Annotated in this window: 19 protein-coding genes; 10 read left to right on the top strand and 9 right to left on the bottom strand. The window is 28.5% G+C overall.

Annotated elements, in window-relative coordinates:
• Window positions 1-141: 141 nt before the first annotated feature.
• From Q0733_RS09150 to Q0733_RS09135, 4 genes are all read left to right on the top strand, one after another.
• Window positions 142-666, top strand: a complete 525-nt coding sequence (locus Q0733_RS09150) for a DinB family protein (protein ID WP_298781630.1) — start codon at window positions 142-144, stop codon at window positions 664-666.
• A 227-nt stretch (window positions 667-893) separates the two neighbouring features.
• Window positions 894-2222, top strand: coding sequence for a signal recognition particle protein (gene ffh / locus Q0733_RS09145; protein ID WP_298781628.1), 1329 nt, complete (start codon window positions 894-896; stop codon window positions 2220-2222).
• Between the two features lie 59 nt (window positions 2223-2281).
• On the top strand, window positions 2282-3157 hold the full coding sequence (locus Q0733_RS09140; RefSeq protein WP_298781626.1) for a bifunctional 5,10-methylenetetrahydrofolate dehydrogenase/5,10-methenyltetrahydrofolate cyclohydrolase: 876 nt from the start codon (window positions 2282-2284) through the stop codon (window positions 3155-3157).
• Between the two features lie 155 nt (window positions 3158-3312).
• Window positions 3313-3882 (top strand): hypothetical protein, encoded by a 570-nt coding sequence (locus tag Q0733_RS09135; protein ID WP_298781624.1) that lies wholly within the window; start codon window positions 3313-3315, stop codon window positions 3880-3882.
• Window positions 3883-4069: 187 nt separating this feature from the next.
• On the opposite strand, the gene Q0733_RS09130 is transcribed toward Q0733_RS09135, so the two are convergent.
• The 9 genes from Q0733_RS09130 to Q0733_RS09090 form a co-directional block, all read right to left on the bottom strand.
• Window positions 4070-4636, bottom strand: a complete 567-nt coding sequence (locus Q0733_RS09130; protein ID WP_298781622.1) for a hypothetical protein — start codon at window positions 4634-4636, stop codon at window positions 4070-4072.
• A gap of 205 nt (window positions 4637-4841) precedes the next feature.
• Window positions 4842-5405, bottom strand: coding sequence for a hypothetical protein (locus tag Q0733_RS09125; protein WP_298781620.1), 564 nt, complete (start codon window positions 5403-5405; stop codon window positions 4842-4844).
• A gap of 48 nt (window positions 5406-5453) precedes the next feature.
• On the bottom strand, window positions 5454-7007 hold the full coding sequence (locus tag Q0733_RS09120; RefSeq protein WP_298781617.1) for a helicase HerA-like domain-containing protein: 1554 nt from the start codon (window positions 7005-7007) through the stop codon (window positions 5454-5456).
• Between the two features lie 206 nt (window positions 7008-7213).
• Window positions 7214-7969, bottom strand: coding sequence for a LytTR family DNA-binding domain-containing protein (locus Q0733_RS09115; protein WP_298781614.1), 756 nt, complete (start codon window positions 7967-7969; stop codon window positions 7214-7216).
• Window positions 7970-7974: 5 nt separating this feature from the next.
• The gene (locus tag Q0733_RS09110) at window positions 7975-8283 is read right to left on the bottom strand and encodes a 2TM domain-containing protein (protein ID WP_298781611.1); all 309 of its coding nucleotides are present in this window, start codon (window positions 8281-8283) and stop codon (window positions 7975-7977) included.
• Window positions 8284-8294: 11 nt separating this feature from the next.
• Complete coding sequence (locus Q0733_RS09105) at window positions 8295-8642, bottom strand: 2TM domain-containing protein (protein WP_298781609.1); 348 nt, start codon at window positions 8640-8642, stop codon at window positions 8295-8297.
• Between the two features lie 3 nt (window positions 8643-8645).
• Window positions 8646-8927 carry a 2TM domain-containing protein gene (locus Q0733_RS09100; RefSeq protein WP_298781607.1) on the bottom strand — a complete coding sequence of 94 codons (282 nt, stop codon included), beginning with the start codon at window positions 8925-8927 and terminating at the stop codon, window positions 8646-8648.
• Between the two features lie 2 nt (window positions 8928-8929).
• A complete protein-coding gene (locus Q0733_RS09095) occupies window positions 8930-10279 on the bottom strand; it encodes a 2TM domain-containing protein (protein ID WP_298781605.1) in 1350 nt (449 codons plus the stop codon).
• A 22-nt stretch (window positions 10280-10301) separates the two neighbouring features.
• Window positions 10302-10718, bottom strand: coding sequence for a DUF2141 domain-containing protein (locus tag Q0733_RS09090; RefSeq protein ID WP_298781602.1), 417 nt, complete (start codon window positions 10716-10718; stop codon window positions 10302-10304).
• A 607-nt stretch (window positions 10719-11325) separates the two neighbouring features.
• On the opposite strand from Q0733_RS09090, the gene Q0733_RS09085 reads away from it, so the two are divergent.
• Genes Q0733_RS09085 through Q0733_RS09060 form a run of 6 tightly spaced genes read left to right on the top strand, consistent with a single transcriptional unit; the run spans window position 11326 to window position 17292 of the window.
• On the top strand, window positions 11326-11943 hold the full coding sequence (locus Q0733_RS09085; RefSeq protein ID WP_298781600.1) for a GNAT family N-acetyltransferase: 618 nt from the start codon (window positions 11326-11328) through the stop codon (window positions 11941-11943).
• Window positions 11940-13121, top strand: coding sequence for an argininosuccinate synthase domain-containing protein (locus Q0733_RS09080; protein ID WP_298781598.1), 1182 nt, complete (start codon window positions 11940-11942; stop codon window positions 13119-13121). The genes Q0733_RS09085 and Q0733_RS09080 overlap by 4 nt, the downstream gene beginning before the upstream one ends.
• A complete protein-coding gene (gene argC / locus Q0733_RS09075; RefSeq protein ID WP_298781596.1) occupies window positions 13121-14098 on the top strand; it encodes an N-acetyl-gamma-glutamyl-phosphate reductase in 978 nt (325 codons plus the stop codon). The genes Q0733_RS09080 and argC overlap by 1 nt, the downstream gene beginning before the upstream one ends.
• Window positions 14099-14158: 60 nt before the next feature.
• On the top strand, window positions 14159-14953 hold the full coding sequence (gene proC, locus Q0733_RS09070; protein WP_298781594.1) for a pyrroline-5-carboxylate reductase: 795 nt from the start codon (window positions 14159-14161) through the stop codon (window positions 14951-14953).
• Window position 14954: 1 nt separating this feature from the next.
• Window positions 14955-16085 (top strand): aminotransferase class III-fold pyridoxal phosphate-dependent enzyme, encoded by a 1131-nt coding sequence (locus tag Q0733_RS09065; protein WP_298781591.1) that lies wholly within the window; start codon window positions 14955-14957, stop codon window positions 16083-16085.
• Between the two features lie 10 nt (window positions 16086-16095).
• On the top strand, window positions 16096-17292 hold the full coding sequence (locus Q0733_RS09060) for a glutamate-5-semialdehyde dehydrogenase (protein ID WP_298781589.1): 1197 nt from the start codon (window positions 16096-16098) through the stop codon (window positions 17290-17292).
• The last annotated feature ends 13 nt before the right edge of the window (window positions 17293-17305 follow it).

Below are 17305 nucleotides of genomic sequence, written 5' to 3'. Positions count from 1 at the left end.
CGACACTTTTTAAAACAAATAAATTACTGATTTTAAGTAAATTAAAATTAAAACGTATTCTTATAAACTCTAAAATAAATTTATAGAGTCAACTATTTTATAATTTAATTTCTTACATTTAAACCTTAACATTTACTTTGAATGAATAAAGAAACTATTATTAAATTACTAGAACAAAAACATGCAGAAATTTTTAATTGGTTAGAAAATCAACCTAAAGAAAATTGGGAAAAAGGGCCAAAAAACAAATGGACTTCTGGTCAACATATTCTGCACCTAGTAGATAGTTTACAATTATTAAACAATGCATTAAGTTATCCTCGTTTTTTATTAAAATATAAATTTGGTGTAAGTAATAGGCCGTCTAAAAGTTATGATGCTGTTGTAGAAAAATATCAACAAAGACTTCATGAGAATTCAGAAAAGGCAAAAGTTTTTAATCAAAAAATAAAAAACCCTTCTTTAAACGAAAGAGAAAGATTGATTACAAAGTATCAAATTCAACAAAAAAAATTACAATACAAAATTAGAAAAATAGACGATAAAAATTTAGACACCTTAATTTTACCACATCCTTTGATGGGTAAAATGACAATTAGGGAAATTGTTATGTGGACAGCACATCATACTGAGCTTCATTCTCATACATTAAAATTACTTTATTAAGTAATTTGTAATTAATTCAAAAACAAATCTACCTTCTTAAAAACATATAATTTTATCAAACATTATTCATTTTCTATATATTATAATTGTTTTAATAATTGTTCATTTAATCAATTTTTATATTATTTTATTTTTAGGAAGAAGTTAGCTTAAAAAACTCCCTTTTTACAATCATTAAATAATGGTGAATTCTTATATTTGTTCTTCCAAAAAAGAATTCAAAAATTATGTTTGATAATTTAAGTGATAAACTAGACAAAGCCTTACATACTCTTAAGGGGCATGGTAGAATAACAGAAGTAAATGTTGCAGAAACTTTAAAAGAAGTTAGAAGAGCATTACTAGATGCCGATGTTAATTTTAAAATAGCCAAAGAATTTACAAAAAAAGTACAAACAAAAGCCATAGGACAAGATGTTTTAACAACATTAAATCCTGGACAATTAATGGTAAAGTTAGTTAAAGACGAACTAACTGAATTAATGGGTGGTGAAACTGTTGGAGTAAATTTAGGAGGATCTTTATCTATAATCTTAATGTCTGGATTACAAGGTTCTGGTAAAACTACTTTTTCAGGAAAATTAGCAAACTACCTAAAAACTAAAAAGTCTAAACAAGTTTTACTAGTTGGATGTGATGTTTATAGACCTGCCGCAATTAATCAATTACAAGTTGTTGGAGAACAAATTGGAGTTGAAGTTTATGCAGAAGTAGAAAATAAAAACCCTGTTGAAATTTCTAAAAATGCAATTGCACACGCAAAAGCAAATGGTAAAAATGTAGTTATTATTGACACCGCTGGTCGTTTAGCTGTTGATGAGGAAATGATGAACGAAATTTCTGAAATTCATAAAACTATAAATCCGCAAGAAACTTTATTTGTTGTAGATTCTATGACTGGGCAAGATGCTGTAAATACTGCAAAAGCCTTTAATGATATTTTAAATTTTGATGGTGTTGTACTAACCAAATTAGATGGTGATACACGTGGTGGAGCAGCATTATCTATAAAATCTGTAGTAGATAAGCCAATTAAATTTATTGGTACGGGAGAAAAAATGGATGCTATTGATGTATTTCATCCAGATAGAATGGCAGACAGAATTTTGGGTATGGGTGATGTTATATCACTTGTAGAAAGAGCTCAAGATCAATATGATGAAGAAGAAGCTAGAAAACTACAAAAGAAAATTGCTAAAAATCAATTTGGTTTTGACGACTTTTTAAGTCAAATTCAACAAATCAAAAAGATGGGAAGCATGAAAGATTTAGTTGGTATGATTCCTGGTGCAGGTAAAGCAATGAAAGATGTAGATATAGATGATGATGCTTTTAAAGGTATTGAAGCAATTATACACTCAATGACACCAACAGAAAGAAGCACGCCTACAACAATAAATTCTAGCAGAAAAAAGAGAATTGCAAAAGGGTCTGGTACTAGCATACAAGAAGTAAATCAATTAATGAAACAATTTACTCAAATGAGTAAAATGATGAAAATGATGCAAGGCGGCGGTGGTAAAAAGATGATGCAAATGATGAAAGGAATGAGATAAAACACATCAGAGATAAAGAAATTTATCTCTTTTTTTTATAAAAACACAAAACAATTACCATGATATTATTAGATGGAAAAAAAACTTCTGCAGATATTAAAGAAGAAATTGCTTTAGAAGTTAGAGAGTTAAAAGATAAAGGTCATAAAACACCACATTTAGCAGCAGTTATTGTTGGTAACGATGGTGCTAGTATTACTTATGTTAACGCAAAAGTAAAAGCTTGTGAAAGAGTTGGTTTTGAATCTACTTTAATAAGGTTACCAGAAGATACAACAGAAAAAGATTTATTAAACGAAATCGCTATTTTAAATGTTGATAATGATATTGATGGCTTTATAGTGCAACTTCCATTACCAAAACATATTGATGAACAAAAAATATTAATGGCTGTTGATCCATCAAAAGATGTAGATGGATTTCACCCAACAAATGTAGGTAAAATGGCATTGAATTTACCAACATTTATTTCTGCTACTCCTTTTGGAATTTTAGAATTATTAGACAGATATAAGGTTGAAACTTCTGGAAAACATGTAGTTGTTTTAGGTAGAAGTCATATTGTTGGAAGTCCAATGAGTATTCTATTATCACAAAAAAGAAAAGTTGGTAATGCAACAGTAACCATGTGTCATAGTAGAACTAAAAACTTAAAAGAAATTACATTACAAGCAGATATTATTATTGCGGCAATTGGTATTCCAGAATTTTTAAAAGGAGATATGGTTAAAGATAATGTAACTATAATTGATGTTGGTATTACAAGAATGGCAGATCCTTCAAAGAAAAGTGGTTATAGATTAGTTGGTGATGTTGCTTTTAATGAAGTTTCTGAAAAAGCTGATTTTATTACACCTGTTCCTGGAGGAGTTGGACCAATGACAATAGCAATGTTACTTAAAAACACATTATTAGCCTGTAAATTAAAAAACTAGAAATATATTTATTCTTTAATAGATATTATTCTCTGTTTACCAAATCTATAGAAAAGCGAGTAAACAAATTGCAATATATTCACATTGAGTGTCAAACGGATTTGAATATTGAACACGTGTATTTTTTACCTTTTATAATATAGTATGTAATTTGAATGACCAACGATATTTATTATACAGCATTAGAAATTTATGATTCCCAGACTGGAGACGAATTCAGTTGGAAAAAATATATTGAATGGTCAAAACTAACACATGTACATGAATTAGTTTCATTAGATGGAATATTAAATAAACTTGCATTTGAACCAGATTTTGATTCAAAATATGACTGGAATTATATTGTAACTGATGGAGAAGTCATTACGCTATTTTTTAACTCATTGGATTACGTTCTGGAGAAAGTTAAAGGACTAAAACACTTTAACCTTTTAGCTGTAATTAAAGAGCCGAAAAAGAAAAATTCGGAATTAGCAACTGATTTTGATTTTGTAGGTTATGATTTAACGGAAAAACAAGGAGAGATTAGTGCTTTGACAAATTGTGGCGGATTTGATGAAACGTTTTCGCCTTCAGATCTGAATGTATTCGGGTTAATATCTGATTACGATAAAGCAAAGAAAATTCAAAAGGAATTACCAATAAACAACCCTACTGAACATCACGCGGATTGTTATCTGTATGAAGTTTGGAGACACAAAAAAATCGGAAGGAAAACTACATAGAATAACGTGTAAAATTAATGGCTAGTTCTCACCTACTTACGAAAATCCTCACAAGATATTCTATTCAGTAATTGTTAGCTAAATTAGATGCTTAAGTAAGTCACTAATCATATACAAAACAATAAAATAATCAAACTGTCGTTTGTAAATGTTCTTCTATTAATTTACAATCTTCTAACCATAGGTTTTAAATTCTCACTGGAACGATAATAATTTCAGTACCAAATAACTGCTTCATTTCATTCAAAAAATCTGATTTTAAGTCCCAATGTGTATTCCACAAAGAAATTCCAATATTGCTAAATGCCCAAGTTGGCTCAATGTGATATTCCGTTAAATGTCTTTTCTCTTTACAAATAGGACAATTTTGATAATCTTTCCCTTTATTTTCATACCAATCACTTATCCATTCATATCCTAATTGTTCATCAATTGTTTTATTACAATTGGGGCAATCAATAACTAAATACGCACCTTCTTGTGGATGAAAAACGGTTCTTTTTTCAAAAACTAATTCAAGTCCGTATATACAATATTTATCTCTATACGCCCATAATTCCCCTTCATTAAATATTGAAGTAATGTTGGGTTTAAAGCGATAACCTTTTTTGTCTTTTGAAAGAATACAAGCTGACAATTCCTTTTCTACAATACCTTTCTTTTGAAACCATTCCAATATTTCTTTTGCTTTCAATTCTGCATTAGGATAGTCTTCTTTATGCAGCGGAACAATATGTAGGCAATTGTCACTCATTTTATGTTAACTTGTGGATAAATCAAAACATATAAATTTTTTACTATTTATATTTTGTGTAATCAAAAGAAACTGCTCCCTTTTTTATAATAAAATGATTCAGTAATTTTATTTTAAAAAAATAAACACTTTTAATCAATAACTTAACTGAGGAAAGCAAAAAATATAGTGAAAATCTTGATTTTGTATTAAAACAAAAAACGCACTAATTAAACCAAACTATAAATGTTTTTATTTTTGCTAAATCAGGTATTTGTTCTAAACTTACTTTTTGAGAACTAAAATCCTTTAAACCTAATTCTTCTTTATTAATTGTAATTGTAGCATTTAACTCGTCTAAAAACAAAGTAACAGATTGCAAAGTAGACTCAACTCTAACAGAATTATTTACATTAATTTCAGAAAAATTTGAAGATAAATTTATACCTTTTAATGTTTTAAAACGTTTATCATGAATTTTTATACTCTTAATAGTTGAAGTAGAATCTAACTGATCTTTTGGTACAATTGTTAGTAAATGCTTACCTCCTTTTTCAAAAACTAAATACTCATCATCATCTTGAAAATAATTATCACCTTGAGCACCTTCGCTTAAATTTTTAACAATAGAATCGTTTTTGAAAATATTTTCGAAATCTTTAACTGTTGTTTTGGTGGTTAATAAACCTACTTTTCCTTTTTCTATAGTAAATTTATCATTACTACTACAACTCATCATTAATACTATAATTGCCAGTATAACTAAGTTTAAAGCGTTTTTTTTAATCATTTTAATAGTTTTGTTATTTATTAGTACAACGTGTTATATTTTGTTTTCTTATTTAATTACTTTTTTTAAGATTCCAAAAACGGCTCTTATAAAAGTGGCACTTGTTAAAACCTTTACAATTGGGTTTTGTCTGGTACTTCTTCTTGAATAACTTCTAGAAGCAGCTTTTTTCTCTTTTTCTTTTGCTAATCTTTCTTTTTCTTTCTTTTCTTGAGCCTTTTTTATAGCTTCTTGTTCAGCTTCGTTTATTTTTTCAATTTTGCTATTTAACATTTCGTAAGCACTTTCTCTATCAATTTCTTGATTGTACTTATGTATTAATCTAGAGTTACCAATAACTGTATTTAGTTCTTTTTCTGTTAAAATATCCATTCTACTCATTGGAGCTCTTAGCATGGTTCTTGCCAATGGCGTTGGAATTCCTTTTTCGTTTAAAACAGAAACAAATGCTTCTCCAATTCCTAATTGAGTTAATACTTCTTTAGTATCATAATATTCTGAACTAGGATAATTTTCTGCTGCTAACTTAATGGCTTTTCTATCTTTGGCTGTAAAAGCTCTTAATGCATGTTGTACTTTTAAACCTAATTGCGCTAAAATATCTTCTGGCACATCTTTAGGGTTTTGAGTTACAAAATACAAACCAATACCTTTAGAACGAATTAATTTTACAATGCTTTCTATTTGATTTAATAACGCTTTGGAAGCCTCTTCAAAAACCAAATGTGCTTCATCTATAAAGATGATTAATTCTGGTCTACCAGAATCTCCTTGCTCTGGAAAAGTTTCATAAACTTCTGCTAATAATTGCAACATAAAAGTAGAAAAAAGCTTCGGTTTATCTTGAATATCGGTTAATCTTAAAACTGATATTATTCCTCTTCCGTTTTCATCAATTCTGGTTAAATCTTCAACTTCAAAAGACTTTTCACCAAAAAACAAATCTCCGCCTTGTTGCTCTATTTCTACAACTTTACGCAAAATAGCACCTGTACTTGCTGTAGATATTCTACCATATTCAGCTTGAAAGTCTTCTTTACCTTCTGATGTTGCAAATTGTAATATTTTTTTAAAATCTTTAATATCTAATAAAGGTAATTTATTATCATCACAATATTTAAAAATGATGGCAACAATTCCGCTTTGAGTTTCTGTTAAATCTAAAATTCTTGATAATAAAACAGGACCAAATTCTGACACTGTTGCACGCATTTTTGTTCCATCTTGTTCAGAAATTGAAAGAATTTCTACTGGAAATTTTTTAGCTTCAAAAGGAAACCCAATTTTTTCATGACGTTCATCAATTTTAGCATGCCCAGGACTTGGTTGCGCCAAACCAGATAAATCTCCTTTAATGTCCATTAACAAAACAGGAATTCCTTTTTCTGATAAGTTTTCAGCTAAAACTTGTAACGTTTTTGTTTTTCCAGTACCTGTTGCACCTGCAATTAAACCATGCCTGTTTAAGGTTTTTAAAGGAACTTTTACAATGGCATTTGTAACTGTTTCCTCACCTAACATTGCTGCTCCTAACTCAATAAACTCGCCTTTGGTTTTATAACCTTCGTTTATATAATCAAAGAATTCTTGTTGCTGACTCATTAAAATAAATTTTGATAAAAATAATCAAAGTTTAAGAGTTAGGAAATAAATTAGATATATTAATTTAGAAACTTTTGAACACATTTTCACATAAAAGTACAGTTTTAAATTATAACTTTTTAATTCAAAAAAAGCTAAAAAGTTCTGACTCCTTTATTATACATACTTTAGAAAAAAACTGAAGCAATAAACTTTAAAACTAAATACTAGTCAATCCAATTTTTAAAATCTTTTACACGCTCTCTACTTACAATAATTTCTTGTTCGGCATAAGAATGTAATATCAATTTTAATCGCGAATTTGTGTAAGAAATAATATCTTTTATAGCATTAATGTGCACAATAAAAGTTCTATTTACTCTAAAAAAATGTTCAGGATTTAATTGTTCTTGCCAATATTCTAGAGAATTATCTAATAAATGATTACGCTTTTCAATTGTATGAATATAGGTTGATTTATTTTCACTAAAAAAACACTCTATTTCATCTATTGGAATCATTTTTATGTGCTGACCAATCTTAATTGTAATACGTTTTTTGAATTTTCTATCAATAGGGTTTATCAATAGTTTTCTAATTGCATCAATATTTACCTGTACATTAGATTGTTTTGGTTGATGTTCTTTAAATTTATTTACTGCAACTTTTAATTCATCTTCATCCAAAGGTTTTAAAAGATAATCGATACTATTTAATTTAAAGGCTTTTAATGCATATTCATCATAAGCAGTAGTAAAAATAATAGCAGATTTGACTTCAATTTCTTCAAAAATTTCAAACGATAATCCGTCTGATAATTGAATGTCTAAAAATATTAAATCTGGGTGTTCATTATTTTGCAGCCAGTTTAAAGATTCTTCTACAGAATGTAACATTTGTTGTGCTTCAATATTTAATACTGCCAACATTCTACTTAATCTTCTTGCAGCTGGTTTTTCGTCTTCAATAATTAATACATTCATTTAAATTAATCTTTTTTCATGAGTTCGTTAATCTTTCTTTTTTCCCAATTTTTACTAAAAATGTTTGGTTTTGCAAAAACTAAAATTCCATGAATTATTAAACCAATACCCCACCAAAAGAAAAAATGATAATTATCCATATCTAAAAAAGCTTCTATAACAGAATCTCCATAAACAATATCTTTATAAATTCTTCTTCCAATAAAAACAAAATTAATGACTAAATATACTGATAAATGCTTGTAAAATTGTTTTATCTCCTCTACTCTTTTTTTGGCTCTTAAATATTTTTCTGAACTTAATTTGTTATCCATAATCTCTTTAATTATTTTTTTAAAAGTGATGTGCTTTTTCTTCTATCTTGCTCCATTAACTCTTTTATTTTCTTGTCTTCCCAATTTTTAGTAAATCCTAAAGAACTAAAACCAAAAACACCCAACCAATGAAAAAACATTCCTATACCCCAAAAAAACCAAGTAGAATAAACTCCAAAATTTGATAGTGCATCTAAAATACTAACATTTTCTTCTCTTGTAATTCCAAAAATTATTATGGCACTAATAAAAATGTTTACTAAAACATAACTTATTAAGTGCCCATAAAAACCTTTAATTGCTTTTACTCTTTTTTTAGCTCTTAGATACTTTTGCTCATTTATATAATTATCTTCCATATCTTATTTATCCATCAATTCTTTAATTTTATTTTCTTCCCAGTTTTTAGTAAACTCTAACTTTTCAAACCCTATAACATTAAACCAATGAATTAATAACCCTACATTCATCCCTATCAAAGGAAACCAAAACCAATGAAAATCTGGTACAAATTTTAGATTGATATAAATTAGAACTGGCAATATTAATATGTTAAAAAAAAAGTGAATATATAAACCCTTTATAGCTTCTACCTTTTTTTTAGCTTTTAAATACCTTTTGTCTTCAGTATATTTTGTTTTCATAATTAATAGTTTTTTTCTTTATCCATAATTTCTTTAATCTTACGTTCCTCCCAATCATGGCCTAAAATAGGATTGTAATTATAAACTTCTAATCCGTGAAAAATAACACCTATTCCCCATCCAATCATTGGAAACCAAAACCAATGAAAGTTTGATGAAAATTTTAAGTTGATAAATATTAAAAAAGGAATTACTAAAACATAAGATGCTATATTTTGATAAAATTCTTTTAATTTTTCTACGCGCTCAACTGCTCGTATATATTTACTGTTTTCTAAATTGTCTTTATACATAATATTATTCATTTTAATTAAGAGAGGTAAACTCACCTTAAAAGTTTTATTGTCATTTTCTATAAGAACATTTTTATCTGTAATTAATCCATACCTATCAGCAATATTTTGCAAACCAATTTTGGTACTTTTACCTATTGCTTCTTTTGGATTTATATTGTTCTCAATTATTAAATTGTTATTTTCTTCATAAATGTTAATTATTAATGGTTTTGATGATGAAACCACATTATGTTTTACAGCATTTTCTAATAACAGTTGTAAGGAAAGTGGTACAATCTTTAACTCATCATTACTTATTTTCTCTGGTATTGTAAATTTAATTGCATCTTCAAAACGCATTGTTAACAATTCCATATAGGTTTTGGCAAATTTTAATTCTTCAGCAACGGGCACTAAATCTTTATTTCTTTGCTCTAAAACATACCTATATATTTTAGATAATTTGGTGGTAAATTTTTCTGCTTGCGCAGGATTTTCGCCAATTAAACTCGTTAACACATTTAAGCTATTAAACAAAAAGTGTGGATCTATCTGACTTTTTAAAGATTCAAACTTTGCTGTTTCAGTTTTAGCTACTATTTCTTGTTTTGTAGTTTCTTGTTTTAAAGAGTTTTTCCAAGCAATCATAAAACCTCTAGCATGCAAAAAAGCAGAAACTCCAAAGGATAGAACTATATAAAAAAGATGTATCCAAATAAAACTTCCTGTAAAAAAGTTATTGGGGTTATTATTAGGAATAATAATATAAGTAACATAATTTATAACTAAAACAGCCGGTATTGTATATAAGACTGTAGTTATAATACCTAACCAAACTCTAGTGTTTGTGTAATTAATCCAATCCCATTTTTTACTTAAAAGATCATTAATTAAACCTTGTACAAAACCTAATCCAAAAGAATACATAAAAGATATTAAGAAAGTATAACCAATTGCTCTCATAGAGAAATTTTGATTTATTACTACACAAACAACAGCAAAAATTATGGTTATCTTAAGACTTATTAAAAAACCTTCTCTAAAACTATTTTTTGAAAAACTACTTCTATTATCCATCCTTTTTTATTGATAAGGTAAATTAAAATTTGATATCTAAAGATACATTTTTATCAGAAATAGTAAACTTAGAATCATAAAAATTTGGTGGTCCATAACTCATTACATTATTAGATGAACCATAATCTTCCATTGGCATTCCGTTTTCATGAAAATCCATTTTTCCATTTCCATTTTTATCATGAGAACAAACAACGGAATATTCTCCAGCAACTACATTATTAAATGTTACAGTGCTTTTTCCATTAACAATTTCTGCTCTTTTAGCATCAATTGGTTTTCGCAAAAAACCTGCTTTATTATACAAAGCGAAACTTACCTTTCCTTTATCAGAAGTTGCATTTACAACTGTTACTTTAATAGATGTTTTTTCTTGAGCAGTTAATGTACTTGAAATAAATATAACTACTGTTACTAAAATTGAGACTAATAATTTCATGTTTTTTATTTTATAGATTAATAATTACACTACAAATTTGCAACAGAAATACAGTTTCAAAAACTAATAGTTTCTCAACTGTATTTTTTTTAGGATGAATTGTATTTATTACACAAAAAATTAAATTTTAGCAATTTTTACATCAATCTAAATTATCAAAAAACGATTATTCTACTTATATTTTGATTAATTTTTAATTCATATGCTAATTTTGTTTAAAATTCATAAAACTGATAAAAAAGAAATACTTTTTTAATAATAGTTTTTAAAAAATATATATTTTAGCATCATGATTACTTCAAAAAGAAATAAATTTTGTACTACAATAGTTCCCAGCTTGCGCTTGCGCAACCGACGTTGCTAATATTCTACTTTAGCAACAAACCAATCTATTACAGTATTTAATCATTTATTTTTTTCATCGTGAATCTTTCTTACAAAACTTATACACAACCTTTAGTTATTTTAAATAATAACAATAAATATGTACGACGTTATTTTTTACGTCGCCCTTTGGGGTAATATTTTATTTAAAGAATTCAGGTGAGTCCAATTCTACACAAAAAGAAAAACAAATAACAACTTTATAAAATTAAAATACAATGCAATGGAAATTGTAATTGCTAACAAGTCACATACCGTTTACGCAAATATAATTTGCGACACCATAGCAGAAGCTGCAAAAGTAAGAGGTACTGGTATTGCAAAACGTCAACCAGCTTATGTGTCTGAAAAAATGGAAAATGGTAACGCTGTAATTGCTTTAGATGGCAATAAATTTGCAGGATTTTGTTATATAGAAAAATGGGGACATGGAAAGTTTGTTGCAAATTCTGGTTTAATTGTACATCCAGACTATAGAAATATAGGGCTTGCAAAACAAATTAAACAAGTAATATTTAAGCATTCTAGAACTAAGTTTCCAGAAGCAAAAGTATTTAGTATTACAACAGGCTTAGCTGTAATGAAATTAAATAGCGATTTAGGTTATAAACCAGTAACTTTTTCAGAACTTACAGATGACCAATCTTTTTGGGATGGTTGTAAAACATGTAGAAATTTTGATGTTTTAACAAGAACAGAAAGAAAAATGTGTTTGTGTACAGGCATGTTATTTGATCCTAAAAAGCAAAACTCAGAAGAAACTTCTGAAGTAAAAGAAAACGTATTTAAAAGATTAAAAAATATAAAACAGAACTTGTTTCTAAAAAAAGATAAAAAATGAAAAAATTAGTAATTGCATATAGTGGAGGTTTAGATACTTCTTATTGCGCCGTAAGTTTATCAAAGGAATATGAAGTGCATGCTGTAAGTGTTAATACAGGTGGTTTTGATACAGAAGAAATTAAAAACATAGAAAGTAACGCCTATAAAATGGGAGTTACAACTTATAAAAATATTGATGCCGTTGCCACCTTTTATAATAAAGTTGTAAAGTATTTAATTTTTGGTAACGTTTTAAAAAATAGTACCTACCCTCTATCTGTTAGTGCAGAAAGAATTATACAAGCTATAGAAATTATTGAATACGCAAAAAGTATTGATGCAGAATATATTGCTCATGGTAGCACTGGTGCAGGTAACGACCAAGTTCGTTTTGATATGATTTTTCAAACATTGGCGCCTAGTATTAAAATTATTACGCCAATTAGAGATCAAAAATTAACAAGACAAGAAGAAATAGATTATTTAAAATCTGAAGGAGTTGATATGCCTTGGGAAAAATCTAAATACTCAGTAAATAAAGGGCTTTGGGGAACAAGCGTTGGTGGTGTAGAAACTTTAAAATCTGAAAAACCTTTACCTAGCGAAGCTTATCCTTCACAACTAGAAAAAGAAGAGGAAGAAAAAGTAACCTTAACTTTTAAAAATGGAGAATTTGTTGCTTTAAATGGTAAAGCAAATAAACCTGAAGTAAATATTGAAAAACTAAATAATACTGCTTCTAAATTTGCAATTGGTAGAGACATTCATGTTGGTGATACTATTGTTGGTACTAAAGGAAGAGTTGGTTTTGAAGCAGCTGCGGCTTTAATTACAATAAAAGCGCATCATTTATTAGAAAAACACACCTTAACAAAATGGCAACTACAACACAAAGAATATTTGTCTAGTTTTTACGGAATGCATTTACATGAAGGTCAATATTTAGACCCCGTGATGAGAGACACGGAAGCTTTTTTACAAAGTTCTCAAAAAATGGTTTCTGGTAATGTTGTAGTTACGTTAAAACCATATCATTTTTCTTTGGATGGAATTATTTCTGATCATGATTTAATGTCTAGCAAATTTAGCACCTATGGAGAAGAAAATAAAGCTTGGACAGCAAACGATGCAAAAGGGTTTATAAAGATTATTGGAAATCAGAATAAAATTTATCAACAGGTAAACAATATAAAATAATGTTACAAATAGGAATCATTGGGGGTGCAGGTTATACAGCTGGAGAATTAATTAGACTGCTGTTAAATCACCCAGAAACAAATATCGATTTTGTGTATAGCACATCTAATGCTGGCAATAAGTTATATAAAGTTCATCAAGATTTAATTGGCAGCACAGAAATTAGTTTTTCTAATGAAATTAATTCAGAAGTTGATGTACTTTTTTTGTGTTTAGGTCATGGAAATTCAACGGCATTTCTAAAATCAAACAGTTTTTCTGAGAACACAAAAATTATTGATTTAAGTAACGATTTTAGATTAATTGCAGATAAAAATTTAGACGGAAAAGAATTTGTATATGGTTTACCAGAATTACAAAAAGAAACTATAAAATCGGCTAAACACATTGCAAATCCTGGTTGTTTTGCTACTGCTTTGCAATTGGCAATTTTACCTTTAGCCGCAAATGGATTGTTAAAAAATGATGTTCATATAAACGCAGTAACTGGAGCAACTGGTGCTGGTACTTCTTTATCTGCAACCACACATTTTACATGGAGAGATAATAATTTTTCTCATTACAAAGCATTTAACCATCAACATTTAGGAGAAATACACCAGTCTGTAAATCAACTACAAAGTAATTTTAATTCTGAAATTAACTTTATGCCAAATAGAGGGAATTTTTCTAGAGGAATTTTTGCTACAACGTATACAAAATTTGATGGTTCTATTGAAGAAGCTACACAAATGTATAAAGAATATTACAAGGATGCTGCTTTTACATTCGTTTCTGATGCTAAAGTACATATGAAACAAGTAGTAAATACAAATAAATGCATCATTGGTTTAGAAAAACATGGTAATAAATTATTAATTACAAGTACAATTGATAATCTTTTAAAAGGTGCTTCTGGAGCAGCAATTCAAAATCTAAATTTAATGTTTGGTTTTGAAGAAACGTTAGGTTTAAATTTAAAAGCAAATTATTTTTAGAAATAAAAAAGAGAGAAGTAAAGCGAAACCTTTAGGTTAACGCTCAAAAGAAAATAAATTATGAAAGCAGCAATTATAGGAGCAGGAAGTTTAGGACAATCGATAGCAAAAGGTTTATTGAATAATAAAGTTGTAAATTCTTTATACTTAACAAAACGAAATATAAATTCAATTGCAGATTTTAATGCTTATGACGAAGTCTTACTAACTTCTGATAATGAAAAAGCTATTAAAAATTCTGATATTTTAATATTCGCTGTTCAACCAAGACATTTAGAGAAAATTTTAAAAGACACCAAACACCTTTTAAAAGAAAATCATGTTATAATCACAGTAATAACAGGGTTTTCTATAGCAAAAATTGAAGATATTGTTGGGGTTGATCGTTTTATAATTCGCTCTATGCCAAATACAGCTGCTGCTGTTGGGCAGTCTATGACTTGTCTTTCTCCAAATATAAAAGGAAAAGAAAAAATATCTTTAGCAAAAACAATTTTTAATAGTTTAGGAAGTTCAATGGAAATTCCTGAAGAGCAGCTACAAGCTGCAACTGTAATTTGTGCAAGCGGAATTGCTTTTTGGATGCGCTTAATTCGTGCAACAACACAAGGTGCTATTCAATTAGGTTTTGAAGCTGATGAAGCTCATGAATTAGCAATGCAAACTTGTTTTGGTGCAGCTAGCTTATTAAAAGAATCTGGCAATCATCCTGAAGCAGAAATAGACAGAGTAACAACTCCTGGAGGTTGCACTATTGAAGGATTAAATGAAATGGAACATCAAGGGTTAAGTTCTTCCTTAATAAAAGGAATTAACGCATCTTTTGAAAAAATTAACCAAATTAAAACAACATAAAATGCCACTATTTAACGTATATCCACTTTATAATGTAACACCTGTTGCAGGAAAAGGTCTATTTGTATATGATGAAAATGATACTGAATATTTAGATTTATATGGTGGTCATGCAGTCATTTCAATTGGACACTCACACACTAAATATGTAACAGCAATTTCTGATCAAGTTGCAAAATTGGGTTTTTATTCAAATGCCGTTCAAAACTCGTTACAAAAGCAACTTGCAGATAAATTAGAAATTGTTTCTGACTGTAAAGACTACGAATTATTTTTATGTAATTCTGGAGCTGAAGCAAATGAAAACGCATTAAAATTAGCTTCCTTTAAAACCAATAAATCTAGAGTTGTAGCTTTTAAAAACGGATTTCATGGAAGAACTTCTGCTGCAGTAGCTGCCACTGATAATAAAAATATAATTGCACCAATAAACGCGCAACAACAAGTTACTATATTAGATTTAAACGATATTAATGGCGTAAAAACTGAACTTGAAAAAGGTGATGTTTGTGCAGTTATTGTAGAGTTTATTCAGGGAGTTGGTGGCTTAGACCAAGCAACTACAGAGTTTTTTGAGCAAGTTGATGTACTTTGTAAAGCAAACAATACATTTTTTATTGCAGATGAAGTTCAATCTGGCTATGGTCGTTCTGGTAAGTTTTTTGCTTTTCAGCATTATAATGTAACTCCAGATGTTATTTCTATTGCTAAAGGAATGGGAAATGGTTTTCCAATTGGTGGAGTTTTAATTCACCCAAGTATAGAAGCAAAATTTGGTATGTTAGGTACTACTTTTGGAGGAAATCATTTAGCTTGTGCCGCTGGCTTATCAGTTTTAAATGTTATTCAAGATGAATCCTTAATCGATAATGTTCACACTATTTCTGAGTATTTTATCAAAATAGCAAAAACGATTCCTGAAATTAAAAATATTAAAGGAAGAGGCTTAATGCTTGGTTTAGAATTCGATTTTGAAGTTGGCGATTTACGCAAGAAACTAATTTACGATTATCATATTTTTACTGGTGGTGCGGCTAATAAAAAATTATTAAGAATTTTACCTCCTTTAACCATAAAGAAAGATCATATCAATCAATTTTTTGAAGCATTAGTTGATGCCATACACAATTAGAAAATAACACATGAATACCTTACTATCCATAGATACTAGAAATGCTGTTTTATTAACAATGGCTGAACTTTTGGATCAAGAAAGAAACAAAATAATAAATATTAACAAAGAAGATTTAGAGGCTTATAAAGGTGATGATATTTCTATGTTTGATCGTTTAAAAGTTGATGATGCAAAAGTTGATGAAATGATTGCTGCTGCAAAACATTTGGCTTCTCAAAACGATCCTGTTGGTGTAGAACGTTTTAGTTTTAAACACGACAATGGTATGCAAGTATATAATAAAACAGCTTCTTTCGGTTCTGTTTTAATAATTTATGAATCAAGACCAGATGTTACTGTTGAAGCTGCAGGAATTGCTTTTAAATCTGGAAATAAAATACTTTTAAAAGGCGGAAAAGAGTCTTTAAAATCAAACTTAAAAATTGTTGAACTTTGGCATAAAGCTTTAAAGCAACATAATTCATCAACAAATTGGGTAGAATATTTACAGTTTAACAGAATAGAAACACAAGCATTTTTAGAAAATCCAACTCAAAAAGTAGATTTAATTGTACCCAGAGGTGGCGAAAAATTAATTGCTTTTGTAAAACAACATGCAACTTGCCCGGTGATAATTAGCGGTCGTGGAAACAACTTTGTTTATGTTGAAAAAGAAGCTGATATTAAAATTGCTTTTGATGTTATTTTAAATGGAAAATCAAAAATATCTGCTTGTAATGCTGTCGATAAAGTTTTAATTGATGAAAATTTACCGAATAAAGAAGAATTTATACAAACTTTAATATCAAAATTAAACAATTTCAATATTCAAGTTTTAGGGGATAAAAAAACATCTAAAAACCATAATATCAAAGAAATAGAATCTAACACAGTTTGGTCCGAGGAATTTTTAGATTATAAAATTGTTGTTGGTGAAATTTTGTCTACAGAAAAAGCCATTGAAATGATTAATAAGTTTTCTGGTGGGCATTCATCTGCAATTATCACAACAAATAATGATGTTGCAAAAACGTTTATGGAAAATGTAGATACTGCTGCTGTGTATCATAATGCATCTACACGTTTTACAGATGGAGGTCAATTAGGTTTAGGTGGAGAATTGGCAATAAGTACGGACAAATTACATCAACGTGGACCGATTGGTTTACAGCATTTAGTTACAAATAAATGGTATGTTTTTGGAAATGGGCAAATTAGAAGTTAGTTGTTAAATTAGA

This window comes from uncultured Polaribacter sp. (genome assembly GCF_947500975.1).
Classification (GTDB): Bacteria; Bacteroidota; Bacteroidia; order Flavobacteriales; family Flavobacteriaceae; genus Polaribacter.
Note: the sequence above shows the minus strand (reverse complement) of the source record. Positions and strands in the feature narration are given on the sequence as shown.